Here is a 23,500-nt window from a genome sequence, read left to right on the forward strand (position 1 = left end):
CACTTCGATGTGACCCTGATCACATGTGACGCGTTGTCAGGAGGTCAGTGGCTTTCCGACCGTGCGGAATCCCGTGTTGCTCATCGCTGAGTCCGGGGTGTTCGAGGACCGGGCCGCGTTGCGGTACCGGTTGCAGTAGGAGTCATGGCACAGGAACGAGCCGCCGCGCAGCACCCGGGCACTGCCCTGGCCCGGTCCGGCAGGGTTCTCGGCCGGCGATTGGGTGTAGTAGCGGGGGTCGAACCAGTCCGCGCACCACTCCCACACGTTCCCCACGGTCTGCCACAGGCCGTAGGCGTTCGGCGTGAACGTCCGCACCGGCGCCGTGGTGAGGAACCCGTCCTCGACCGTGTTGTCCACCGGGAATCGGCCCTGCCAGATGTTCGCGCGCCATGCCTGGCCATCGCCGGGGAACTCGGGTCCCCACGGGTAGCGCTGCCCGGCTGCTCCCCCGCGGCTGGCAGCTTCCCATTGCGCCTCGGTGGGCAAAGTTCGCCCCGCCCAGTGGCAGTACGCCTGCGCGTCGTTCCAGGAGACGTGCACCACCGGGTGGTCCTCGAGATCTTCCACCGTGGAGTCCGGCCCACCCGGGTGCGCCCAGTCGGCGCCCTTGACTCCCAGCCACCAGGGTGTGCCCGATGCGCGCCCGATGATGGCATCCTCCGGAGCCGCCAGAGCGAGATGGAACACGGCGGAGAAGCCGAACGTCTCTGACTCGGTGCGGTACCCCGTGGCCTCCACGAATGCCGCGAAATCTGCGTTCGTCACTGAAGTCGCGTCGATCGAGAAGGCGTCCAATGTCACCGGGTGCACCGGCGTCTCACCGTCGGCGGCGTAGCCGACCCCGTCCTGATCACCCATCTCGAAAGTCTGTGCGGGCACGGTGCACTGTTCGATCCGGTGCGGGCCGCTGCCAGCGCTGATCGGCACTGCCCCGAGGACCGGCACCGATGTCTGCGCTGAGCCACCACCCGAGGTCTCACGCGCGGGCGCACAACAACTCCTCGGGTGAGCCACGGAGTCCTCAGTCATCGCACGCGATTCTACGCCGCTGCCCGCTTGGCCCCTTGTTCAGCCCGGCCGTACGAACGAACACAGCGCCAGCTCGTGGCATGAACGTCCACGAACCCGAGACACCGGGAGCACGGTCGATGAGCTGTGTGCATCCGGCGGGGCGGCCACCAGGCAGGTCGACGCGCTCAATGATCGCCGCTCCCGACCCGTCCTGATGCGAGGGGCGATCCCCGCCGCTAATGTCACACAATGGCCAGCGTTGCCCGCGTCGACACCCCGAGTCCCCATCCCGTGGTGCACACGCTCCTGGCTGGGACCGGCATGCTGCTGATGATCGCGCAGGTGCCGTTCTTCCTTTCCATCGGGATCCTTGCGCCAGCCAGCGGACGGCTCCTGCTCACCGGCGCCTGGGTACTTCTGGTGACGCTCGGGGTGCACTGGTTCCGTGACCATCCCGGTCGGGTGCTGGGACTGGCCGTACTGATGGCAGTGCTCTGGTATTGCGTGGGGGTCCTCGCCGAAGACGCCCTCGGCTGGACGGTCTGACCGCGCGCACGGTCTGAGTGGGAGCGGGCGCGGCTCGCAGGTGGCACGCTGGGTCCATGTGCGGTCGCTATGCCTCGTTCCGGGAGACGCAGGATCTCGCCGACGCCTTCGATGTGGAGGAGATCACCGAGCGTGCCGGCAGACTCGATGCAAACTACAACGTGGCCCCCACCGATGGAGTGCGCATCGTGCTCGATCGGGCACCGAAGGCCACCGACGGCGCGGACAATAGCAACAACGCCGCCGAGCGGACCGAGGTGCGCCGTGAGATGCATGTGGCCCGCTGGGGGTTGGTGCCCGGGTGGGCGCAGGACCTCACCATCGGCTCACGTATGTTCAACGCTCGCAGCGACAGCCTGGCTGCTAAACCGGCGTTCTCGAAGTCCCTACGGGCGCGGCGCTGCGTCGTGGTGGCCGACGGCTATTACGAGTGGCTCAAGGAGGACATTCCCGGCCAGGCCAAGCCACGCCGCACGCCGTTCTACATCCACCGCAGCGACGGAGCACCCCTCGCTTTCGCCGGCCTCTACGCCTGGTGGCGCGACCCGAACAAAGAGTCCGACGATCCAGACCGCTGGGTACTCTCCACCACCATCGTCACCGAAGACGCCCGGGGCGGACTCGCGGAGATCCACGATCGCGAACCTGTGGTCCTGCCCGACGAGCAGACCGGGCTCTGGCTCGATCCCGCCGTGACTGGACCCGATGAGGCACTTGCAGCGTTGACTGCCCCGAGCCCCCCGCTGCGGTGGCACGAGGTCTCGGCCCGAGTCGGTTCAGTGCAGAACAACGACGAATCCCTGATCGCGCCCACCTGAGCGGGCCGGCGCAGTACTCAGGCTGCGTCATCCAGGGTCATGGCTAGCACACTGCCCGAACCGGCCACGACGAAGGCACGCACCCGCACCTGAACCTGCCGTGCTGCGGCCCTGGTCTGCGCGTCCCACGCGCGGTCCTGCGGGCGGCGCCAGCTCGGACCCGGCCGCTCCAGCAGAAGCGCAACGGAACCGCCGGGGGCGAACTCGCGCACCATCTCACTGAGCGATTCCATCAGGCCGCGCACCACCCAGTCGTCCGGAAGGTCGGGGAGGTCGTCGATCGGGAGCAGAACCGGCAACGGGAGGTCGTCGGCGTCCAGGACCAGCACCCACAACGTGGATCGGAGCGGCCGTCCGTCCCCGTGCACGAAGCGCGCCCAGTCCAGGAGATCGTCGTCGGTGCGCATGGGCCGATCGGGAGTGAGCGGTGCTGGCACACCGTCCGGTTCGGTCATATCGTCTCGTTCGGTCATGTCCACCACCCTGCCCCGGGAAGGCGTCTCGCCGCTCCGCCTATCCACAGGTACGCCCGTGGTCGCAGGCACGGGCCACGCACCGTCCACCCCCGGTGTGACGCCGTGGCGCCACCGTGCCGCCTACGCTGAGAGATCATGACCCCCGACCGTCCCCCGAGCCCGCCGGTACAGCGGTACGCTCCGTTCGCCGTCGACGGGATTCTGGCGATCGCGCTGACCGGGACCCTCGGACTTCTCTCCATCATGGTGGGAGCCTCGCTCGGCACGAACTGGTTCGCAGTGAGCGTCAGCGTGCTCACCAGCCTGGGTATGCCACTGGCGCTAGCCTGGCGCCGCACCCGCCCGGTGGCCTCTTCCGTGACCGTGTACGCGATGGCGCTGGCTCACGTGGTCAGTGGTGTGGTGCTGACCCCCTCGGACCTGACGCTGTTCATTTCGCTGTACTCGGTCACTGTCTACGGCCCCCGATGGGCGCGCCGAACCGCCCTGTTCTCCGCCCTGTTCGGCTGCGCGATCGTCACGGTCTGGTTCCTTGACTACAACGACTTCACGAGCATCTTCACTCCCACCGCCCTGGTCGGTGCCTTCGCCGTCTTCGGCCTGCTCGCCGCCATGGTGCTCAGCTCGTGGGCGCTCGCCCTGGTGCGGCGGGCACGGGTGGAACGGGTGGAGACACTGGCCGAACGAGCGGCCCGCCTCGAGATCGAGCGCGACCAGCAAGCCCAGATCGCCACCCAGGCAGAACGTGCCCGGATCGCACGCGAGATGCATGACATCGTGGCCCACTCGCTCTCCGTGGTGATCGCCCAGGCCGACGGCGGCCGGTACGCAGCAGCACACGATCCGCAGGCAGCAACGCACGCTCTTACCACGATCTCCGAAACCGGCCGGGCTGCCCTGGCCGATATGCGCAAGATCCTCGGAGTGCTGCGCAGCGATTCCGGTGCGCAGACGCTCGCCCCGCAACCGGAGACCGCCGATCTGGAGTCCCTCGTGGAGCAGGTACGCGAGACCGGACTCGCCGTCTCCCTGGTCCGGATGGGCACGGCGCGCACACTCCCGCCGGGCGCGGGACTGACCGTCTACCGGATCGTGCAGGAATCGCTCACAAACATCCTCAAGCACGCTGGACCGGATGCCCACGCCACTGTGCTGGTGCAGTGGGCGGCAGCGCACCTGGCGCTGCAGATCGATGACGACGGCCGTGGTGCTGCCGCCATCTCCGACGGTGCGGGGCACGGCCTGCTCGGCATGCGGGAGCGGGCCACCATGCTCGGCGGTACCCTCACCACTGGTCCCCGCCCGGGCGGAGGGTTCCGGGTGCGAGCGGAGATCCCACTCCCCGGCGCGCCATCAGCGACTCTCCCCGCTGCTGCCACGGAACAACAGGCGCGGCCCCCGGCGCCTGTGACCTGGCAGACTCCAGCCGAGCACACCAACCCTTACGCCGGACCCTCACAGAGCCCACCAGCTCCTCCCCCCACACCCACGCAACCACCCACCGAGGACAATCGCCCATGAGCACCGACGCGCAGCCGCCCATCGCCCCGATCCGGGTCGCTCTGGTGGACGACCAGCAGCTAGTCCGCGCCGGTTTTGCGCTGGTGATCAATTCCCAGCCGGATATGGAGGTGGTGATCGAGGCCGGGGACGGCGCCCAGGCGGTACGCCTGCTCTCCTCGCACGAGGTGGATGTGGTGCTGATGGACGTGCGGATGCCGCAGATGGACGGGTTAGCCGCGACGGCCGCACTCACCGATCCGGGGTCGGTCCGGATTGGCAACACCCCGAAGGTGGTCATCCTCACCACCTTCGACCTGGACGAGTACGTCCTCCGCGCCATCAAGGCCGGCGCCAGCGGATTCCTCCTCAAGGACACTCCACCCGAGGAAATGCTTGCCGCGATCCGCACCGTGCACCACGGCGAGGCGGTGATCGCCCCCTCCAGCACGCGGCGTCTCATCGAGCACCTCGCCACAGTGCTGCCGGACGAGCAGAAGGCATCGGCCGCCGTCCTGGATGCACTGACCGAGCGTGAGCGTGAGGTGCTGATCCTGATGGCGCGGGGCCGCTCGAACACCGAGATCGCCGGTGACCTGTTCGTGGCCGAAGCCACGGTGAAGACTCACGTGGGCCGGGTGCTCTCCAAGCTCGATGCCCGGGACCGGGTCCAGGCAGTAGTCACTGCCTACGAGACGGGACTGGTCAGTCCCGGCTCCTGATCGTCTGCTCGGCATCGGCGCTCTGATCGACCCGGTGGCCCCGGCCGCCAACGCGACGGTGCAGCAGGTGCAGCACCAGGCCCAGCACGATCAACCCACCGCCCAAAGCCCACGCTTGCCAACTCTGCTGGGTGAGCAGCGCCACGCAGCTCACGAGTGCGGCGACCGATACAGCGGTGGCGACCCTGAAGTGGTCGTGACCGGGCTTGTCGCCGCGCAGGACGAGCACAGCGAGGTTGGTGGAGATGAAGACGAAGAGCAGGAGCAACACCACTGTCTCGGCGAGCAGCGCCAAACTCCCCACCACCGCCAGGAGCGCCGAGATCGCCGTGGTCGCCAAGATTGCCACCCACGGTGTCCGCCGAGCGGGGAGCAGCCGACCGAACACGCCCGGCAGGAGGCCTTCTTCGGCCATTCCGTAGGTGAGCCGGGAGCTCATCACCGAGGTGAGCAGGGCACCGTTCGCGACCGCCACCAGCGCGACGGCGCTGAACGCCCAGCCGGGGATGGAGTACCCGGTCGCCGTGACCACAGCAAGCAGCGGCCCGCTGGTTCCGGCTAGGTCCTCGGGTGGGAGCATCGCCGAGGAAGCCAGGGCGATCAGGACGTAGACAATGCCGGCCACTGCCAGCGCGCCGAAAAGCGCGCGGGGGTAGACGCGGGTGACGCCACGAACTTCCTCGGCCACGTTCGCGGAGGTCTCAAAGCCGACAAAGCTGTAGAACGCCAGCAGGGCCGCGCCGAATACCGCCCAAGGCGCCCCCGTCTCCGGGAACTCCAGCACCCGCCCGGGCTCGCCCTGGCCGTCCGAGAGCGCGAGTCCGACCAGCACGAGCACGAGAACCAGGCCACTGACCTCGATGACGGTCATCACAAGGTTCGAGCGCACGGATTCCTTGATGCCGCGCAGGTTGATCAGCGCGAGCATCAGCAGGAATACCGGGGCTGCGACGCTCACCGGCACCGAGAAGAACGTCCCGAGGTAGTCGCCGCTGAATGCCACAGCCAACCCTGCAACGCTGACGACGCCTGCGCACAGCATGCAGAAGCCGACCAGGAACGAGATCACCGGGCGTCTGAACGCGCGCTGTGCGAACACCGCCGATCCGCCCGCCCGTGGGTATTTGGTGACCAGCTCGGCGTACGAGCCTGCCGTGAGCAGGGCCATTGCCAGTGCGATCGCGATCGGCAGCCACGTGATTCCGCCCGCCTGTGCGGCCAGTTCGCCGGTGAGCGCGTACACGCCGGCACCGAGTACATCTCCAAGAATGAAGGCGAACAGGAGGCCACCCCCCATGCCTTGCCGAAGGCGACTGGGGGTGGTGTGTTGGTTCATGGTCACATCGTGGTCCACGGTGCGCGGCTCGGCGAGCCGAGATGACCGGTCCTCGCTACTGGTCAGCTTCCGGCGCGGTCGCTGACCCGACTGCGCTCATCCCGGTGGTTGCCGGGCCCTCCAGGAGTTCACCGGCGGCCGTGAAGCGTGAGCCGTGCAGCGAGCAATCCCAGGTGCATTCCGCGTCGTTCCAGGACAGCACGCCGCCCAGGTGCGGGCAGTCGGCCGACAGCTGATAGGTGTGCCCGTCAACGCGTGCGCGCGCCACGAGCCGGGCACCGTCGCGGCCGACGATGCCGGCACCTTCCTCGGGCTCGCCCGCCAATCGCGCGTACCCTCCGGCCCGGGCGCCGACCATGTTCGCGGCCGCGTGAGCGTTGTGCGCCAGGGCGGCTCCGCCGCCCCTGATCTCGTGGGTACTCCAGCTGGCAAACGCCGGGGACCAGTCCGGCAGCTCGGCCTGCTCGAGGTGGGCGGTCAGCAGGGTCGCAGCGGCGCACGCGTTCGTCAGGCCCCACTTGGCATAGCCGGTGGCAACGAGTACCCGATCGCTGCCCGGGAGCAACGGCCCGACGTACGGGAGTTCGTCAATCGGATGGTAGTCCTGGGCGGACCACTCGTGAGTCACGGTGGCCTCGGGGAAGTGCTCACCCGCCCATGCGGTGAGGTCGCGCACCTGCGCCCGTTCGGAGACAGCCTTGCCGACCGGGTGAGAGTTCCCGCCGAGAAGGATGCGATGTCCATCCTCATCTGGTGTCGTGCGGAGCGAGCGGGTCGGCGATCCTGCGCTCAGGTACATATCCATCTGCTGCTGACCTTCGGTGTGCAGCGCCACCCCGTAGGAGCGCTCGGGGATCAGCCGGGCGAAGAAGCCACCGCGGTCCGCGACGGGTATCCCGGTCGCCAGCACGACACGTTCGGCCTGCACCGCCCCTCGGGTCGTCACGACCGGTGCTGCACCCGAGTCTCCGAACGCCGTCACGCGCGCTCCGGTGACGATCTCGACGCCGGCCTCACGCGCGGCGTCCGCGAGCGCCGTGAGGAGCTCGATGGGGTCGATCTGGGCCTGGTCCTCGAGGACGACGGCGCCATGGAAGGGGAAGCGAACGTCGTCAGTGGCGCGCCAGGAGACGGGCAGGCCGACGGATTCGCACACCTCCTGCTCGCGCTCGACGTCTGCGACATCGGTCGGTGCACCCGCGTAGGTGGCCGCGGCGGGGCGCTGGTGCGCCACGCCGTGGCTGCGGCAGAAGTCGAGCAGCCAGTCCATGCCGGCGCCGTTGCCGGCCACATACTGCGCCACAGTGTCAGTGCGATGCTTCGCGGCGATGGTGGAGAGCCGGGTGCCCTGCAGCAGGCTGATCTTGGCGGTGGAGCCTCCGGTCGTCCCGGCCCCGATGGCGCGGGCTTCGAGGACGATCACGCGGATCCCGTGTCGCGCCAACTGAACGGCGGTGCTCAGACCGGTCAGGCCCGCACCGACGACGGCGACGTCATAGCGGCGCGTCAGTGCCGCGACATCAGAGTCGGGCATGATCTCATTCTCCCGCCATGGTGATCGCATGGCTTCAGACCCTCGGATCCAGGACGACCTTGATGCACCCGTCCGCCTTCTTCTGGAACATTTCGTAGGCGGCGGGCGCCTCCTCCAAGGAGACCCGGTGGGTACGCAGGTCTAGCACGCCGAGCGGGTCGGCGGAGTCAGTGGCCAGCGGAAGGAGGTCCGCAGTCCAGCGGTGCACGTTCGCCTGACCCATCCGAAGCGTGAGTTGCTTATCGAACAGTTCCATCAGCGGCATCGGGTCGGCCGCGCCGCCGTAGACGCCCGACAACGACAGGGTTCCGCCGCGGCGCACCGTGGAGATCGCAGTATGCAGTGCTGCGAGCCGGTCCAGCCCGGCGTGCTTCATCATCGGCTTCGCGACCGCATCCGGCATTCGTTCGGCCATCTTCTGTATGCCCTCGGCGGCGGGTGAGCCGTGCGCCTCCATCCCGACCGCATCGATCACGGCATCCGGGCCGCGCCCGCCGGTGATCTCCCGCATGGCCGCCGGCAGGTCATCGCAATCACGCAGGTCGATGGTGTGTACACCGTGCCGCTGCGCCATCGCGAGGCGTTCGGGCACCATGTCGGCCGCGAACACGTCGCTGGCTCCGCGGTGAAGAGCGACGCGGGCGCTCATCTGGCCGATGGGACCGAGGCCGAGCACCAGCACTGTGCTGTTCGCCGGCACATCTGCGTACTCGACCGCCTGCCACGCGGTCGGCAGGACGTCGGAGAGATACAAGTACCGCTCGTCGGGTTCGTCGTCATCGGGCACCACGATGAGGCCGAACTGGGCCTGCGGCACACGCAGATACTGCGCTTGGCCGCCGGGGATCTGACCGTAGAGCTTCGTATAGCCGAACAGGGCGGCGCCCTTGTCCTCGGAGTGCACCTGCGTCGTCTCGCACTGGGTGTGCAGGCCGCGAGTACACATCCAGCACGTACCGCACGCGATCGGGAAGGGAACCACGACTCGATCCCCGGCCTGGATGCGCTGCACCTGCGAGCCGACCTCTTGGACCACGCCCATCGCTTCGTGGCCGAGGATGTCCCCGGGCTCCAGGAACGCCCCCAGCACTGAGTAGAGGTGAAGATCAGAACCGCAGACGGCGGTGGATGTCATCTCGATGATGGCGTCTGTCGGCTCCAGTATCCGTGGGTCGCCCACCTCTTCGACTGTGACCTTCTCGTGCCCCTGCCACGTGAGTGCGCGCATCAACCATTCCCTTCGGTGCGATCTGGTGGACGAGGACTCGTCTCTTTCCATCGTTGCCCGCCACAGTGACCTGCGCATCTGGAGTCTGCGAACAACCGAGAGGTCACTGGGTTCGCCAGCGGGAACGACGCTGAACCACCGCCCCGTGCTCCACCGTCCGGGTCAGCCCGTCCCGCTCCAGGCCGTGCCGCGTACCTGGCGGTGCATCGTCTCCAGCGCCGCCGACTGCCGATGAGCGAGATCGACGAGCTCAGTGAAGAGTTCCGCCGGCAGAGTGAGATCGTCGGCAAGCGCCTGCAGGGTCTGCCACAGTCCCAGTTTGCCGTTGACGGCACTGCGCATCAGTTCGATCTCGAGGAGCGGCGTCACCGGTGAGGTGACAAACACCCGCCGATTCGCCTTGGCCCGGCCGATGCGCTCACCCAGCCAACCCCCCGCGGTCCGGGCGGGACGAGAGTGCAGACCGAGCACGTGGATCAGTTCGCGTAGAAGCTCGCGTTCATAGGCGATCTCGTTGCTGATTCTCGCCAGGTCTGGTCCGATCGAGCGATCCGCATAGGCAGCGGCCATCCGCCGGATTCTCTCCCGGCCAGCTGTCGCGCCGGCCAGATGATCGGCGAGGTAAAGCCCGAGTAGTCCGCGTTCGATGTGACCGGGCACGCGAGCATCAAATGCCTCAGCCGGGAGTGCGCGCAGTCCCCAGTCACCACTCGAGTCGGCACTCTCGCCTTCTGGCGGGATTAACGACTCCACCCGGCCACCGAAGCTGCTCTGGCCCGGGCGCATGGCCGGGCTCGGCGTGCCGCGCAGTTCATGCATGCCAACGAGCATCTCGCGGAGCGTGTCCTCAGCTCCGTACTGCGGCGTCCACCCGAGCGAACGGATCCGTGCAGTGTCCATCACCGGCACATTCATCGCCATGTCCAACCAGCCGGCGTCGGGTGCCAGGAGTCGCGCGCGCCAGCCGTAATGCAGCAATGGCCGCAACGCCGGTGCCGGGATCTCCGCGTATCTGCCCTGGCCGAGAAGGTTCGCGACATCCTGGGGCCCGAGTGTCTGGGTGGCGGCCACGTTGAAGGCACCGGCCGCCCTCTCGGTCACCACGATGGCGTACGCACGTCCGACATCGCGGCCGTGCACCACCTGCAGGCGCAATCCCTTCGGCAGCGGCACGAACGGCAGGAGGCCGGGCCGCAGTAGCGCCCTGGGAACGACAGGTCCGAGGAAGTAGCGCACGATCTCGGCACCGGCCTCGGCTCGAAACACGAGGGCGGTGCGCATCCGCGCCACCACCAGGTCGGGATGTGCGGACTCGATCTCGTCCAGCACCTGTTCTTGCGCGGCCTTGTCAACGCTGTAGTGCGAGGAACGGATCCCGCCGCGTTCGGCCGTCTCATCACGGACTCCACCGCCGGGCACCGGCGAGTAGACCGCCCACGAGGAAGCCACCACAAGATGGGGCACACCGGCGCTGACGGCCGCCTCCGCGACGAGCCGCGTTCCGTCCACGTTCACGCGTCGCATGTAGTTGCGTGCGTGGTTGGGCTGGATGGCCCAGACCAGGTGCACCACCGCGTCTGCGCCCTCGAAGGCGGTACGCAGATCTGTCCGGAGTTCCTCGCGATCGCTCGAGGCCAGGTCCACGCGGTGCCACTGGGCTCCCTGGTATGGCGAGTGCTCGAGGTCAGGCACGCGGCGCGCGAGTGCGACCACCTCGGTGACTGATGGCTCGTCCGCAAGCGCCGCCAACACGCTTGACCCCACATTCCCGCTCGCACCGACAACAGCAACTCTCACGGCACACCTTCCTGACCTTCCGGGAAGACCAGTGCCCGGCTTGACCCGACGCCTCGCGCCCCGGATCCATCCACTATCCATCGCAGTCGGGCAGCCCGCATCTGAGGACGTGCACGGGCCCGGGCCGGTTCTCACTGGATCGCCCTGCTGCCACCGCAGAACGCGGCGCTCACCGCCTCATCGCTGAATACCGAAGGCGACCGGCGGCACATCTTGGCTGCGCCGCAATGGGGGAACCCGATGCCTGGTCGGATGCGGAAAGCGTGCGAGGTGGTATCCTTCACACAGACAAATTCTGACCATGCAGTCAGAAACTAGCGTTGCCCCTGCCCCCGGCGACTGTGACCGAGGGAACTCCGATGAGCAACGCAACTGTGCCGCCCGCTTCCAGCGAACTCGCACTACCGCTGACATGCCGGCACGGCGACCCCATTGAAGGCAACCCGGGCGCCGCCATCTGGGTGGCGATCGACGAGCACCCTGCCCGTGGCGAATGTCCTGACAATAGGACGATCATTGCTGCCGTGACCGCTTACCTCGGCGACCGTTTCCGGGAATCGCAATTGTACGACATGCCCCATGCGCTTCTGTTGCGCTGCAGAAATTCGCTCGATCGTACGATGGAAATGGCCGACGAAATTTCAAGGTACGTTCGCTTCCTTGCTTATACCAGCGAGGGGTGCACATCCGATTCTCGAGTGCGCATTGCTGTTGCCGCAGCCGATGACACCATCGAGGATCTCTGCGAGCGCGCCCATGCCGCCGCTTGTATCCCCACCGAAGCATGGGAACTGAGATGACCAGTGCGGGATACGTGTGGGTGGCGACCGGAGAGAGCCACACGCTCCTTGTGCTGAAAGGCGAAATCGACCGCCAGATCGCTCCACAGTTGCACGAGGCCGTTGACATCGCTGCAAGCGCCGGTGTCCCGGTGTACATCGACGCACGCGACATCACCTTTTTCGATGCCTTCGGCATCGCCATTCTCGTCCGGCTCGCCGCCCGCACACCCGAGCGCCCGATGCTCATCGGAGCACCACCGATCGTCCGGTTCCTCCTTGAGGTTACCGCCGTCCGCGACCTCGTGGACACCTGCGAGAAGCACCATCTCCAGCAACCGGCGCTCAGCGACCATGGCCCTCTAGCTGCCGTTGACTCCACAGGGCAGCAAGCGGATGTAGACGCTCGCAGGCCCGCCAACTGAACAGACAGGCGGTCCAGGCGTGCGCTGGCCCCTGCGCCCGAATGTGTGAGATCCCGCCGGGGTAATTGGCGTAGCGTAGACGAATACCCTTGGAGCCCGAGGAGACGACACACATGTATGACGGCGACCGGTTCGTCGAGGCGGCCATAGAACTGACGGAGAAACTGGTCCAGCCGCTCGAGATCAACGAAGCGCTCTTCGATCTCGCCGATCGCATCACCTCGGTCCTGGAACTTGCTGGAAGCGGCGTGGTGCTCATGATCGATTCCCGGGTGTGCGCCGCTACTGCGGTACCACCAGTGTTCCGGACATTGGAGACGTTCCAGGAAGAACACCAGGAGGGTCCCTGCGTGACGGCATGCCGCACAGGTGAGATACAAGCGGTCGCCGATCTTCGCACCGAGGAGCGATGGCCCGGATATCAAGCGGCCGCCGAGCAGGTGGGCGTCCGGGCGGTGGTCGGCGTACCGATGAAGCTCGCTGGCAACACCGTCGGCGCGATCAACCTGTACAGCACCTCCCCGCGCGACTGGCACGCGAGTGACCTGAGCGCCGCTCGTGTGATGACGAATATTGCCGCCGGGTACCTCATTTCCGCTGCCGCGCTCGCGAGGCAGACCGAGATCTCGACCCAACTTCAACATGCCTTGGACAGCAGGGTCCTGATCGAACAGGCCAAGGGCGTACTCGCCGAGGCACTGGGCATCGAGGTGGATCGCGCCTATGAGCGGCTGCGCCACTATGCCCGCAGCCATGGCCGCAAGGCACACGACGTGGCTCGCGAGATCGTTGCAGGCGACCTGCAGCTATCGCTGTGATCGATGACCCTGCCCTCACATGCGAGCGGCCGGTCGAGGTCACCGCGCTCCCAGCCGGGCCGAGCTCACGGTCGGAGGAATGCGCCGTCAGGTCCACCCAGGGGATGACCCGGTAACCCACCCACGGCCAGACGCGCCAGCGACGCCTTCGCTCCTATCGTCGAGATATGACCACAACACCCACGCCCGCCGGGGCAGGCACCGCCGTCAGCGCTCAGAATCTCACCAAGGTGTACGGAAGCGGAGACGTGGCCGTCACGGCCCTGAACAACGTCACCATCAGTTTCGAGACGGGCCAGTTCACCGCCATCATGGGCCCCTCCGGCTCCGGCAAATCCACGCTCATGCATCTGCTCGCCGGCCTCGACTCCGCCACCTCCGGCCGCGTCCTGCTGGGCGAGACCGAGCTGACCACCTTGGGGGACAACGAGCTGACCAGACTCCGGCGGGAGCGCGTCGGCTTCGTGTTCCAGTCGTTCAACCTGCTGCCGATGTTCACCGCCTGGGAGAACATCACCCTGCCCTCCGAGCTGGCTGGAGCGGCCGTGGACTCGGCGTGGCTCGATTCGCTGGTGGACACCTTCGGGATGCGCGACCGGCTCACGCACAAGCCGCATGCACTCTCGGGTGGCCAACAACAGCGGGTGGCCATCGCGCGAGCTCTCAGCACTCGCCCTGATGTGGTGTTCGCCGACGAGCCCACCGGAAATCTGGACTCCCGATCCGGTGCCGAGGTGCTTTCGTTCCTGCGCCGTAGCGTCCGCGAACTCGGTCAGACGATTGTGATGGTCACCCATGACCCCACCGCTGCCGCATACGCCGATCAGGTGGTGCTCCTGGCTGACGGTGCGATCGCCGGAACGATCGAATCACCCACCCCTGAATCCGTGATGGCCGGGCTGGATGCGCTGCGCAGTCTCGAGACGACGGCGGGTCTGAGCTGATGTGGAAACTCACCCTGCGCCAGATGCGCACGTCGGCAGGCCGGCTCGTCGCCGCCGGGATCGCGATCATGCTCGGCACGGCGTTCGTGGCCGCCAGCCTGCTTGCGACCGCCACGATGGAGCGCACTACCTATAACTCCGTCAGCTCGGCATATGCCGGTGCTGACCTTGTGCTCGTTGACCCCGGCGGCGGGCGCTCGGAGGGCGACCTTGCCGAGATCGCAGCGGTCGATGGCGTGGCCGCGGTCCATTCGATGGCGATGGCAGGCGCCGAACTGGGCACGGAGGATCGACGTGAGTACGTGACGCTGGGCGCCGCCGCGCCCACCGAATCGTTGGAGTCGGCCGATCTGACCGAGGGTGAGATGCCGACGGCGGCCGGTCAGGTGGCGTTGACCACGGCCGTGGCGGATCGGCTGCAGGTGGGCATCGGAGACGAGATCACGTCCACCGTGGAGTACTGGATTGACGATCCGGATGCTCCCGACGGCGAAACGTCCGAGACCGAGTCCACCTCCCTGGAAGTGGTCGGGCTGCTGGACGAACCCGAGGCTTTCCTGTTCAACCGTGCCTCTGCCCTCCTGCAGGCCGACCAGATGAATGACCTGCTCGCCCTGACCTGGGCCGGTGAGCCAGCGCATTTCGAGATGTCCCTTGCTCTGGCCGACGGAGCGGATCTGGAAACGGTGCGCACCGACGTCGAGGCTCTGTTCGGTGACGCAGTCCACGTGCGCACCGTGGAAGAGCAGGCGAAGATCACCACCGCCGAGCTCGCCGGCAACGAGCAGGTGATGACCATGCTCCTCCTGGCCTTCGCCACGGTTGCGCTCGCCGTGGCCGCTCTGGTGATCGCGAACACCTTCCAAGTGCTCATCGCCCAGCGCACCCGCACCCTGGCGCTGCTGCGATGTGTGGGTGCAGGCAAGGCTCAGGTACGCCGCTCAGTGCTCTTGGAGGCCGCCATCCTCGGCCTGATCGCCTCAGTGGCCGGCATTGCGCTCGGCAGCACACTGGTGGGAGTGGGGCTCGCGGTACTGGCCAACCTGAATCTCGATGTGCCGATCGATGCCGGGCTGGTGATCACTCCAGCCGTGATGCTCGCGCCCCTGCTGACCGGCCTCCTGGTGACGATGCTCGCCGCGCTGGTCCCGGCACGGATGGCCACGCGAGTGGCACCGCTGGCGGCACTACGTCCGCTGGAGGGCGCATCCGCAGGGTCCGCGGGCCGGGCCCGAGCGGTCTTCACCGGCCTGCTGCTGGGGGGAGGCTTTGGACTGCTGGCCCTCGCCGTGGTGATCGGGCGCGCAGCGGACACCGAGTCGGACTCCACGCTCATGCTGGCACTGGGCCTCGGTCTACTCGGCGGCGTGGTGTCGCTGGTGGGCCTGCTGGTGGGGAGCGTGTTCGTGGTACCGCGGCTGATCAGGCTCGTCGGACGGCTCGTGGGCCGCGGGATCACCGGGAAGATCGCCATCGCCAACTCGGTGCGTAACCCGAAGCGCACAGCATCCACGGCCAGTGCTCTGCTCATCGGGGTAGCCCTGGTCACCATGATGAGCACAGGTGCGGCCACCGCTCGCGAGACGCTCTCCGAGACGTTGGATGCCCGGTTCCCCGTGGACCTGAGCGTCGCCACGCCGGACTCGCTCTCTGATGTGCAGATCAGTGCCGTGCAGGACATGCCCGGTGTGAGGGACTCCATGCTGCTGGCTCGCACCGAGGTGGAAGCGACGAGTGCAAGTGGCGAGACTTCCTGGCTCACCGCGGCCGCCGTCAGCGATGGCGACCTTGCCGACGTGCTCCGCGATCCCGCAACGGCCCCCGTGGGTCCCGGCCGGGTTGTGGTGCCCAGTGACATGGCCTCCTGGTACGGCATCGAGGACGGCGATGAACTCACCCTGGCAGGGCAGAGTGAATCCGGGGACGCGACGTCGGTGACCGTCACTGCGGCCGTGACCACCCTGGACGGGCAAGTCGCCCTGCTGGACCCGAGCACATTCGCCGAACTCGGTGAGGTACCGGCCGCATCGATGATGTGGGCGCGCTTCGCCGACGACGTGAATGAACGCGACCTGGTCCGCACCGTGCAGTCCACCCTGACCGACCTCTCGGAGACAGTGGAGGGCTTGCAGCCCCCGGAAATCAGCGGCGCTGCCGTGGAGCGCGCCGGGTACGCGCAAGTCGTCGACACGCTACTGGCCGTGGTGCTGGGTCTGCTGGGTGTGTCCGTGGTGATCGCACTGGTGGGCGTGGCCAATACCCTCTCCCTCTCGGTGATCGAGCGGCGCAGGGAATCGGCCATGCTGAGGGCGCTCGGACTCACCAAGGCCCAGCTGCGCGGCATGCTTGCCGTTGAAGGCGTGCTGATGGCCGGCGCCGGCGCGATGATCGGTGCAGTGGCGGGATTGATCTACGGCTGGGCCGGCTCGTCGGTGCTACTTCAGTCAATCGGAGAGGTCCCCTTCCTGGTGCCGTGGCGGGATCTGGCTGCGGTCGCAGGAGTGGCCTTGGTGGCTGGTTTGCTGGCGTCGGTGCTCCCGGCTCGCTCCGCCGTGCGCACCTCCCCCGTGGCCGCGCTCGGCGTGGACTAGGCCTCAGAACAGAACGCACCGGACCTGCGGTCAGCCGCGGGTCCGGTGCGTTCCACCGTGTCGCGCGGTCTCCTCGCATGACGACCCGGAGGCTTCAGCGACCAGCTGGCGAGAGGGTCCGTTCCAGAAACAGGCTGGCCGCGCCGATCGCGCCAACGTCATCGCCAAGGGTGGACGAGGTGATGCGGACACCGTGGTCACCGCCACCGGCACGTAGGGCACGCTCAGATAACTCCGGCAACGCCAGGTTCTCGAGCAAGCCCCAGTACGGTCCGCCGATGATGATTCGGTGCGGATCGTGCACCCCGATCAACGTGCGGAGCGCCTCACCGAGCGCACGACCGTGCCGGGCGATCAGTTCACGAGCCTGCTCCTGGCCCGCCTGGCCGCGTGCGACGACTTCGGCGAGTGCGTCCGCAACCCGCGCCGTGGGGTCGCCGGGAATGAGACCCTGTTCCTGCGCAGAGCGCAGGATCGCTGAGGCGTCGGTGTACAAGCCCAGGCACGCCCGCCGGCCGCACTGGCACTCGGGTCCGTCGAGGCCAGTCGGCAGGTGCCCGATCTCACCAGCCTGGGTGGTGCTGCCACGATGCACGACTCCCCCGCCGGCGACGGCAGAGCCGACACCGGCGCCGACGTAGATATAGAGGATGGTCTCGTCCGCCGGGAAGGCACCTGCCCACACTTCTGCGGTCAACGCGGCATTGGTGTCCTTGTCCAGGACGGCGGGAAGGCCGGTAGCCTCCACCAGGTGTTCAACAAGCGCCACGTGGCGCCAACCCGGTAGCCACGGCGGCTCGAGCAGGATGCCCGCCGCGGCGTCCATCCCCCCCGGTGCTGCGATGCCGATTCCGCTAAGTGCGCCCACCACGTCGCCCCCGTCAGCCGCCGTCCACCCCTGCCCGCGCAGCTCGTCCATCATCTGGGTCAGGGCCTCGGCGATCGCCGCGATGTCCTGCTGCGGGAGTTCAGTAGGCGCTCCGAGCGAGCGCTTGGCAACGACTTGGGCCAGGACGTCGACGATGACCACGGTGATGTGGGCCGGGTCCAGATGCACGCCGACCGTGAGCTGAGCGTGTGGGGCTATTCGCAGGATCGTAGACGGCTTACCGCGGCCGCTCACCCTGGTCCCGTGCGTGCCCACCAGCCCGCGTTCGATGAGCCGTCGGGTGATCTGGGAGACCGCTTGGCGGGATAGCCCGCTACGGCGGACGATCTCGGTCTGCGATATCCCCGCGGGTGTGCGGCGGATGGCCTGCAGGACCACCATCTCGTTGCGCACCCCGATATCGGGCATCGTCGATCCACGCATCTCAGTACTCCTCAGTTTTCACGAGGAGGCCAGTGTCTCGCCATTGCTTTATGTCCATCGGTATGAGTAATCTACCGGACGTAGAGACAGTGTGGTCTTCGCCACACTGGCCGTGGCTCCAGGGGATCTGCGGCCGAACCCGGCTGCACTGTCCCGGCACCTGGCACACCGACGGCGGTGTGCCGCCATCGGAAGGGACAATCGATGAGCGCCACCGGACTGAGCAGCACGAGCGCCCCCAGCATCGCGGAACCCCCGAGCACGGCAACGGAGCCCGCGAGCGGCCGGCGCCGCAGACGCGGAATGACCGCGACGAACAAACGCAATCTGAGGACGGGATTGCTGTTCATCTCACCGTGGATCGTCGGCGTCTTGGTGTTCATTCTCTACCCCGTCACCTACTCGATCGTCCTGAGCTTCACCCGCTATTCGGGGATGGATGCCCCAACGTGGGTCGGGGTGCAGAACTACATCACGGCGTTCACGGATCCCCTGGTCGCGAAGGCAACGAGCAACACCATCTTCTTCGCACTCATCGCCGTCCCCCTGGGCCTACTCGTCGCCCTCACCCTCGCGATCGCCATGAATCAGAATGTCCGCGAAGTTGCCCTGTACCGGACGATCTTCTATGCCCCGTCCCTGATCCCGGCATTCGCCATGTCGTTCATCTTCATCGTCTTCCTCAACCCACAGTTCGGGTTGTTCAACCAAGTGCTGAACTTGTTCGGCGGCCCGAACATCAACCTGCTGGGTGATCCCACGGGTGTGAAGATCGCGATCATCCTCATGGCGCAGTTCGGCGCGGGGAATGCCGCGCTGATCTTCCTTGCCGGTCTGCGCAATATCCCGAAGACGATCTATGAGGCAGCGCGGGTGGACGGGGCAGGCCCGGGCCGCCAGTTCGTGGCGATTACCTTCCCGCTCCTGACCCCGGTGTTGCTGTTCAACCTGATCACCGGCGTCTCCGGAGCCCTCCAGGTGTTCACCGAGGCCTACATCGTCACCAATGGCACAGGAGATCCCGACGCGGGAGCCCTCTTCTACATGATGTATCTGTACAAGACGGCGTTCGGCTTCGCTGAGTTGGGATACGCCTCCGCCCTCGCCGTCCTACTGTTCCTGGCGGGCCTTGCCTTGGCGCTGATGATCTTCTGGCTCTCGCGCAGATTCGTGAACTACGACGTGGAGGCGGCCTGATGACCAGCACTTTCACCCCCAAGACGAGCCTGTCAAGCCTGCAGGTCAGCCAGGACCGTGACGAGCTCAACCGTCGTGCCGATGGAACCCGGCGCCCCTGGTATTCGACGCTCGCCGCCAGGGCCGTCATGGTCGCGCTGAGCGTCCTCTTCCTCCTCCCGCTGTACTGGATGAGCGTCTCCTCGTTGAAGTCCGACGAAGAGCTCGCGCAGTTCCCGCCGACGTTGATCCCCGAGACCTGGGAGTTCGGCAACTACGTCGACGCCGTCCTGGCCATGCCGTTCCTGACCTTCTTCGCGAACTCGGCCATCATCACCACATCGGTCGTGGTCCTGTCCGTCCTGTCGAACTTCGTGATCGCCTACAGCTTCGCGTGCATCGACTGGCCAGGCCGGGACAAGCTCTTCTACGTCGTCATCGCCACCCTCTTCCTCCCCTTTCCTGTCACGCTCATCCCGATGTTCGACATGTGGGCCCGGCTGGGGCTGGTCAACACGTTGTTCCCACTGATCATCCCGGCCGCCTTCGGATCGGCTTTCTACATCTTTCTGCTACGGCAGTTCCTCAAGCAGATCCCGCAAGACATGCTCAACGCTGCCCGGGTCGACGGCGCAAGCGAGTGGACCATCGTGTGGCGCCTGGCATTGCCGACCTCACGGCCCGCGCTGGTCACCGTGGCGATCTTCGCGGCGGTCGCTGCGTGGAACGACTTCATGGGCCCGCTGATCTACCTCCAGGACGAGAGCGTGCAGACGCTTTCCATCGGTCTGCAGACGTTCCGCTCGGTGAATGCTCAGGACGTCTCGTTCAACCAGCTGATGGCCGCATCGTTCCTTGTGATCTTGCCGTTGCTCCTCCTGTTCTTCATCTTCCAGCGGTACTTCATCCGCGGCATCACGATCGGAGGGTTCAAGTGATGGACAGACGAGAGTTCCTTGTCGGCGCCGGCGTGGTCACCGCTGCCGCGTTCACCGCCAGCTCCTGCGCCAGGAGCGGTCCCACCGGCGATCATGTGATCCGCTACTGGGGCATGGGCGCCTCCGACACTGACAAGGACGAGGCGGTCCGCGAGGCGTTCCTGGCGACCGAGGAGGGCCAGGGGATGCAGATCGTCATCGACCAGGTGCCATCCAGCGGGGTCGCGGACATGAGCCAGATCATCACGGCCGTGCGCGGTGGCACCGCTCCGGACCTGTGGTGGATGGACCGGTTCAACGCCGTGCAGAATGCCTCGATCGGACTTCTCGAACCCATCGACCCGTTGATCGAGGAGTATGAGGACGTCTCCCCCGAGGAGTTCAAGAGGCAATGGATTCAGTTTGCCATCGACGAACTGACCTATGACGGCCAGACGTACGGACTGCCCACCTCGACGGATGCGCGCGGCCTGCTCTACAACGAAAACGTACTCCTCGAGTCCGGGATCGACCTGGACATGTTCGATCCAGAGCAGCATGTGATCACCTGGGACGAGCTACGCGAGGTGGCACGCCGAATCACTCAGGTCGACTCGCGCGGGAACTACGAACGCTTCGGCTTCGCACCGTGGATCGACGAAGGCTGGGCCTACACCTGGGGCTTCGGCCTGAACGCCCAGGTGTACGACAACGCGACCGCCACGATCACGCTCGACTCCCCGGAATGGGTCAGCGTCTTCGAGTTGTTCGCCGACTGGGCCGAGGAGTTTCCCTACGCCTCGGTCGATGCCTTCTATGCGACGTACCAGCCGCCAAACTCTCCTCCGAGCCAGTCGGCGCTGTTCAGCGGCAGACTCGGGATGACCACGTCCGGGCCGTGGGCGATCCAGGGAAACGAGAAGTACGCCCCGGATCTGCCGCTCTCGTTCACCTGGCTGCCGGTGACGCACGCCGATGAGCCCTCGCGCACCTGGTCCGGCGGTCAATCCCTCGTCATCCCGAAGGGGGCAAACGTCACCAAGAACCTGTGGGAGTACCTCAAGTTCCACGCCGGCTACCCAGGGCAGTCCATCATCCAGCCGTTGCTGGGCAATCTGCCGACGAACCTGCGGGCCATCGAGGAAGACGCGTTCAACCCGAAGGCGGAACTGTTCCGCCAGATGCTGCCGAACTCCACTTCGCGGCCACCGCTGCCCGTCGGGTCCGCAGCCTGGGACGCCCTCGCCCGGACTCGTGGCTCCGTGGCGCTCGGATCGATGAGCCCCACCGAGGCTGCCCAGTCGAACCAGGCGCTGATCGCTCCGAAGATGGAACTCTTCGCCGGTTACACGATGCCCGAGACCTACGGCACACCGAGCGAGGTGCCAGGGGCGCAGTAGACGCCACGTGCATCAGCCGGACGCCCCTCCAGCACTCGACGACGACATCCCCGAGATCACGAATGAGGAATCCTCTCCATGCCTTCCCCCCTGCGAATCGCCGTGCTCAGCGCATGGCACGTGCACGCCGAGGAATACGGCCATGCCGCCATCAATCATCCCGAGACGGAACTCGTCGCAGTCTGGGACGACGATACCGAGCGCGGTCGGGCACTTGCCGAGCGACTGGGTGTGGAATTCACACCGGATCTGTCAGCGCTGCTGGCGCGGGACGACCTCGACGGAGTCACCGTCACTACCGCCACCAGCGATCACGATGCGGTGCTCGCCGCGACCATCGCCGCAGGGAAGCACATCTTCACCGAGAAGCTGCTCTCGCCCACCGTGCAAGGCTGCGACGACCTCATCTCCTCGGCGGCATCCGCCGGCCTGGCCCTGACCGTCTCCCTTCCGCGACTGTCCCACGGGTACACGCTCGCGGTGCGCGAGATACTCGCGTCCGGGCGCCTGGGTCGCATCACCTACGCGCGGGTCCGTCTCGCCCACGATGGATCAACGCGGGACTGGTTGCCCGCTCGATTCTACGATCCGGTCGCAGCACTCGGCGGCGCGTTTTCTGACCTTGCCGCACATCCCGTCTACCTCACCCAGCTCATTCTCGGCGCCGAGATTGTCACGGTGCGCTCGACCTACACGGATATGACCGGCCGCGGCGTGGAGGACAACGCCGTCGTCACCGTCTCCACCACCGACGGTGCCATCGGCGTCATCGAGACCGGCTTCGTCACGCCGGCGAGCCCCTTCACCATCGAGGTTCTCGGCACCGCCGGTTCACTGCTGTACGGCTTTGAGAATCACGCCGATGGCTCTGCGGTCCTCCGGCTCGGTACCACCAACGGCTGGGAGGAGATCGACATTCCGGCCGACGGGCCCGCCCCGTTCGACATGTGGGTCGAGGCAATCCGGAGCGGAGAGCCGACCGCCGAGAACCTCCATCGCGCTCGCGCACTGACTGCGCTCGTGGTCGCCGCCAACAACGACGCTCACACCTGACCCTGAACCACGTCTCACGGGAGCTCCCACCATGACCGTTCACTCGCCCGTTCGCATCGGCATCATCGGCGGCGGAGGAATCGCCGGCGCCCACCTGTTGGGGTACGCCGCCACGGCCGCTGCGCAGATCACCGCAATTGCTGACGCATCCCCGGATACTCTCGCCCAGCGCACCAAGGAGACCGGAGCTCGCGGCTACAGCGACTTCCACGAGCTGGTGCAGGACCCCGAGGTCGATGCCGTCGACATCTGTCTTCCGCACCACCTGCACCGCGATGCGATCGTCGCCGCCGCCGAGGCCGGCAAGCACATCCTGTGCGAGAAGCCACTGTGCTTGAGCGCCGACGAAGCCCGTGACGTCCGCGACGCCGTCCAGAGGTCCGGCATCACCCTCATGTGCGCCCACAACCAGCTGTTCATGCCGGCTGTGGCCAGGGCCAAGGAGATCATCGAATCCGGCACTCTCGGCGCCGTGTATGAGGTACGCACGACCGACTCATTCTTCAACGACTTCGACCCGAAGAACATGGGATGGCGGGCCCATACCGCGACGTCGGGCGGGGGCGAGTACATCGACACTGGTTATCACCCGACGTACCTACTGAGGCACCTCTCGGGCGGACGTCCGGAGACGGTCTTCGCCATGATGTCGACGCACCGGCTGACCTTCATGGAGGGTGAGGACTCCGCTCAGGTCCTGGTGCGCTTCGACAACGGCAGCGTGGGCCAGCTGGTCACCTCCTGGGCCTACCAGGCGGCCCCGGGCACCGACCGCTTCAGCGTCGTCGGCGACAACGGTTCGCTCAGTTCCGATGGCACCGTCCTGCGCGTGAAGGTGCGGGGGGAGACGAACGAACGGGTGTATCAGCACGAGCCCGTTGACACCTTCGCCGCAGAGATCGCTGACTTCGTGGAGTGTCTGACCACGGGCAGGCGCCCGCTGAACACCGAGGACGACGGTATCGAAGTGCTCGGCATCATCCTCGCTGCCTATGAAAGCGCACGCAGTGGCAAGGCAGAGCGGGTCCTCACGGTCTGAACGCGCCCCGGCCCGAGGCCCTCGCCTCGCAGGCGCCGGGCTGCCATCCGCACGCCAGGTGGAGCCGCCCCTCCC

The 23,500-nt window shown here is 66.8% G+C and carries 21 protein-coding genes; 14 read left to right on the forward strand and 7 right to left on the reverse strand.

The window, feature by feature from the left end; translation table 11 throughout:
- Nucleotides 1–36: 36 nt before the first annotated feature.
- Complete coding sequence (locus LQF10_RS13770; protein ID WP_290371099.1) at nucleotides 37–1,032, reverse strand: formylglycine-generating enzyme family protein; 996 nt, start codon at nucleotides 1,030–1,032, stop codon at nucleotides 37–39.
- 231 nt (nucleotides 1,033–1,263) lie between these two features.
- Here LQF10_RS13770 and LQF10_RS13775 point away from each other — a divergent pair, with 231 nt between their 5' ends.
- A complete protein-coding gene (locus tag LQF10_RS13775; RefSeq protein WP_231064405.1) occupies nucleotides 1,264–1,560 on the forward strand; it encodes a hypothetical protein in 297 nt (98 codons plus the stop codon).
- Between the two features lie 56 nt (nucleotides 1,561–1,616).
- Complete coding sequence (locus LQF10_RS13780; protein WP_231064406.1) at nucleotides 1,617–2,378, forward strand: SOS response-associated peptidase; 762 nt, start codon at nucleotides 1,617–1,619, stop codon at nucleotides 2,376–2,378.
- Between the two features lie 17 nt (nucleotides 2,379–2,395).
- Here the strand turns inward: LQF10_RS13780 and LQF10_RS13785 are convergent, their stop codons facing one another.
- Nucleotides 2,396–2,851 carry a hypothetical protein gene (locus LQF10_RS13785; protein WP_231064407.1) on the reverse strand — a complete coding sequence of 152 codons (456 nt, stop codon included), beginning with the start codon at nucleotides 2,849–2,851 and terminating at the stop codon, nucleotides 2,396–2,398.
- Nucleotides 2,852–2,989: 138 nt separating this feature from the next.
- Here LQF10_RS13785 and LQF10_RS13790 point away from each other — a divergent pair, with 138 nt between their 5' ends.
- On the forward strand, nucleotides 2,990–4,375 hold the full coding sequence (locus LQF10_RS13790) for a sensor histidine kinase (RefSeq protein ID WP_231064408.1): 1,386 nt from the start codon (nucleotides 2,990–2,992) through the stop codon (nucleotides 4,373–4,375).
- Complete coding sequence (locus LQF10_RS13795; RefSeq protein ID WP_231064409.1) at nucleotides 4,372–5,076, forward strand: response regulator; 705 nt, start codon at nucleotides 4,372–4,374, stop codon at nucleotides 5,074–5,076. The genes LQF10_RS13790 and LQF10_RS13795 overlap by 4 nt, the downstream gene beginning before the upstream one ends.
- On the opposite strand, the gene LQF10_RS13800 is transcribed toward LQF10_RS13795, so the two are convergent.
- The 4 genes from LQF10_RS13800 to LQF10_RS13815 form a co-directional block, all read right to left on the reverse strand.
- A complete protein-coding gene (locus tag LQF10_RS13800) occupies nucleotides 5,060–6,412 on the reverse strand; it encodes an APC family permease (RefSeq protein WP_231064410.1) in 1,353 nt (450 codons plus the stop codon). The genes LQF10_RS13795 and LQF10_RS13800 overlap by 17 nt on opposite strands.
- A 55-nt stretch (nucleotides 6,413–6,467) precedes the next feature.
- Nucleotides 6,468–7,946, reverse strand: coding sequence for an FAD-dependent oxidoreductase (locus tag LQF10_RS13805; RefSeq protein WP_231064411.1), 1,479 nt, complete (start codon nucleotides 7,944–7,946; stop codon nucleotides 6,468–6,470).
- 34 nt (nucleotides 7,947–7,980) lie between these two features.
- On the reverse strand, nucleotides 7,981–9,174 hold the full coding sequence (locus LQF10_RS13810; RefSeq protein WP_231064412.1) for a zinc-dependent alcohol dehydrogenase: 1,194 nt from the start codon (nucleotides 9,172–9,174) through the stop codon (nucleotides 7,981–7,983).
- A gap of 162 nt (nucleotides 9,175–9,336) precedes the next feature.
- Nucleotides 9,337–10,971, reverse strand: coding sequence for an NAD-dependent epimerase/dehydratase family protein (locus tag LQF10_RS13815; RefSeq protein ID WP_231064413.1), 1,635 nt, complete (start codon nucleotides 10,969–10,971; stop codon nucleotides 9,337–9,339).
- A gap of 359 nt (nucleotides 10,972–11,330) precedes the next feature.
- Here LQF10_RS13815 and LQF10_RS13820 point away from each other — a divergent pair, with 359 nt between their 5' ends.
- The 5 genes from LQF10_RS13820 to LQF10_RS13840 all read left to right on the forward strand — a co-directional run bounded on the left by LQF10_RS13820 (nucleotide 11,331) and on the right by LQF10_RS13840 (nucleotide 16,528).
- Complete coding sequence (locus LQF10_RS13820; protein WP_231064414.1) at nucleotides 11,331–11,771, forward strand: hypothetical protein; 441 nt, start codon at nucleotides 11,331–11,333, stop codon at nucleotides 11,769–11,771.
- Nucleotides 11,768–12,175: an STAS domain-containing protein gene (locus LQF10_RS13825; RefSeq protein WP_231064415.1), complete on the forward strand. Its 408-nt coding sequence runs from the start codon at nucleotides 11,768–11,770 to the stop codon at nucleotides 12,173–12,175. The genes LQF10_RS13820 and LQF10_RS13825 overlap by 4 nt, the downstream gene beginning before the upstream one ends.
- 113 nt (nucleotides 12,176–12,288) lie before the next feature.
- Nucleotides 12,289–12,993: an ANTAR domain-containing protein gene (locus LQF10_RS13830; RefSeq protein ID WP_231064416.1), complete on the forward strand. Its 705-nt coding sequence runs from the start codon at nucleotides 12,289–12,291 to the stop codon at nucleotides 12,991–12,993.
- A 167-nt stretch (nucleotides 12,994–13,160) separates the two neighbouring features.
- A complete protein-coding gene (locus tag LQF10_RS13835; protein ID WP_231064417.1) occupies nucleotides 13,161–13,937 on the forward strand; it encodes an ABC transporter ATP-binding protein in 777 nt (258 codons plus the stop codon).
- 23 nt (nucleotides 13,938–13,960) lie between these two features.
- Nucleotides 13,961–16,528 carry an ABC transporter permease gene (locus tag LQF10_RS13840; protein WP_231064418.1) on the forward strand — a complete coding sequence of 856 codons (2,568 nt, stop codon included), beginning with the start codon at nucleotides 13,961–13,963 and terminating at the stop codon, nucleotides 16,526–16,528.
- Between the two features lie 94 nt (nucleotides 16,529–16,622).
- Here LQF10_RS13840 and LQF10_RS13845 read toward each other — a convergent pair whose 3' ends face one another.
- Nucleotides 16,623–17,840, reverse strand: a complete 1,218-nt coding sequence (locus tag LQF10_RS13845; protein ID WP_231064419.1) for an ROK family transcriptional regulator — start codon at nucleotides 17,838–17,840, stop codon at nucleotides 16,623–16,625.
- Nucleotides 17,841–18,044: 204 nt separating this feature from the next.
- Between LQF10_RS13845 and LQF10_RS13850 the strand changes: the two genes are divergently transcribed.
- From LQF10_RS13850 to LQF10_RS13870, 5 genes are all read left to right on the forward strand, one after another.
- A complete protein-coding gene (locus LQF10_RS13850; RefSeq protein WP_231064420.1) occupies nucleotides 18,045–19,037 on the forward strand; it encodes a carbohydrate ABC transporter permease in 993 nt (330 codons plus the stop codon).
- Nucleotides 19,037–19,954, forward strand: a complete 918-nt coding sequence (locus LQF10_RS13855; RefSeq protein WP_231064421.1) for a carbohydrate ABC transporter permease — start codon at nucleotides 19,037–19,039, stop codon at nucleotides 19,952–19,954. The genes LQF10_RS13850 and LQF10_RS13855 overlap by 1 nt, the downstream gene beginning before the upstream one ends.
- Entirely contained in the window at nucleotides 19,954–21,333 is a 1,380-nt protein-coding gene (locus tag LQF10_RS13860) for an extracellular solute-binding protein (RefSeq protein WP_231064422.1), read from the forward strand. The genes LQF10_RS13855 and LQF10_RS13860 overlap by 1 nt, the downstream gene beginning before the upstream one ends.
- A 78-nt stretch (nucleotides 21,334–21,411) precedes the next feature.
- Nucleotides 21,412–22,386, forward strand: a complete 975-nt coding sequence (locus LQF10_RS13865; protein ID WP_231064423.1) for a Gfo/Idh/MocA family protein — start codon at nucleotides 21,412–21,414, stop codon at nucleotides 22,384–22,386.
- Between the two features lie 31 nt (nucleotides 22,387–22,417).
- Nucleotides 22,418–23,425: a Gfo/Idh/MocA family protein gene (locus LQF10_RS13870; protein WP_231064424.1), complete on the forward strand. Its 1,008-nt coding sequence runs from the start codon at nucleotides 22,418–22,420 to the stop codon at nucleotides 23,423–23,425.
- Nucleotides 23,426–23,500 lie beyond the last annotated feature (75 nt).

The organism is Ruania halotolerans (assembly GCF_021049285.1).
Classification (GTDB): Bacteria; Actinomycetota; Actinomycetes; order Actinomycetales; family Beutenbergiaceae; genus Ruania; species Ruania halotolerans.